Source organism: Paenibacillus sp. N3.4 (genome assembly GCF_008017805.1).
Lineage (GTDB): Bacteria > Bacillota > Bacilli > Paenibacillales > NBRC-103111 > Paenibacillus_E.
On the sequence record NZ_VRTT01000188.1, the window covers coordinates 1 to 1,546 of the forward strand.

The 1,546-nt window shown below is 40.6% G+C and carries 2 protein-coding genes; both read left to right on the plus strand.

What is annotated here, in order from left to right; genetic code table 11:
• Window positions 1-764, plus strand: a 764-nt coding sequence (locus FU659_RS34845) for a formate/nitrite transporter family protein (protein ID WP_147951721.1), incomplete at its 5' end; no start/stop codon positions are given.
• Between the two features lie 65 nt (window positions 765-829).
• Window positions 830-1,474, plus strand: a complete 645-nt coding sequence (locus FU659_RS34850) for a stalk domain-containing protein (protein ID WP_147951722.1) — start codon at window positions 830-832, stop codon at window positions 1,472-1,474.
• Window positions 1,475-1,546: the final 72 nt, after the last annotated feature.

Below are 1,546 nucleotides of genomic sequence, written 5' to 3' on the forward strand. Positions count from 1 at the left end.
AGAGGCAGCTCCTACTCGGATTTTTAGGAGGAGCTTATATTTCCTTAGGCTTTTTGTTGTACATTAGAGTCAGTGCTGTTTTTCCTGCTCCATGGGGTGACGTAGGCAGCCTACTAGGGGCAGCAGTTTTTCCGCTGGGCTTAATACTCACATTAATTGCAGGTGGCGAGCTCCTAACCGGGAATATGATGGCGGTTCCTGCAGCTTTCTTCTCGGGCAAGATCAAATTTCATCAAGTTGTAAATAATTTGGCTGTCATTACAATCGCAAACTTGCTGGGGGCTGTGTTCGTCGCGTATGTATTCGGGCATCAAGTCGGTTTAACCGAACACGGCGTTTATTTAACCAAACTCACAACAATTATCCAGGCAAAAACCACAGAGCCGTTCTCCGTGTTACTCCTGTCAGGTATTGGCTGCAACTGGTTAGTTGGACTGGCAGTTTGGTTAGCCTACAGCACAGACGAGGATGCAGGTAAAATAGTAGGGATATGGTTTCCTACGATGGCTTTTGTCGCTATTGGATTTCAACACGTTGTTGCCAATATGTTTGTCATTCCTGCAGCGATATTCGCAAATCAAGCTACATGGATGGCGTGTTTAAAAAATCTGATCCCCGTGTTCATCGGGAATTTAATTGGAGGCACAGTATTTGTGGCGGGCGTCTACGCTTCGGTAAATCGTCATTCTAAATCCGCAGGCAAACAAATGAACGAAATATGTCCATTGGTGGGTGAGAAGTATTCAAAACAGGAACTTTCTTAAATACAGAGCGTATTTATGAGAGTATAATAGAAGAAAGCAGAAGAGAGAAGGAGAGAGGATTACATATGAAAAAAACAATCGTATCTATTATTGGAGTTACTATGCTTTTCGGAACAAGCGTGGGTGTTTACGCAGGCGCCAATTTACAAGAAATTAAGGCGTATTTAAACAACGATATTAAAGTCAAAGTAAATGGTAAATCCACTCAGTTATTGGATGCGCAAGGTAACGTTGTAACCCCAATTACATATGACGGAAGTACGTATTTGCCTGCTAGAGCAATCGCAAATGCATTGAATGTTGCCGTTGATTACGACGCATCAACTAACAGCGTATTGTTTGGGGAAAAAGTTGAAGGTACTCCTGTTAATGCGGTTCAAACCTTCTATACCTCCATCAAAGACGCGAATTTGACTAAATATAAAGGTAAAGATTACATTGAAGTTCTAAAATCATCGGGTAACGGAGGAAGCAATTTCTCACTGGAACCAAACAAGAAGTTCCAAACCTTATATTTGCAAATTGCTGCAGTTGGTAAGGATACAGAGATTGAAATTAAGGATACAGAGGGTAGATTGTTGAAAAAAGATACGGTTACCATCGATGAGGGTCTGAAAACGATTGAGGTTAGTGTTGCAGGACTCGATACAATCAATGTCTTTTATACAACCGGCGTTTTTGTACCGTTGACAGCTTCTTATTACAAGTAATATTTTTATAATAGATAGATATTGACTTTTTATTTACCTCATACTAAACTTGCTAAATGAAATTACATACCG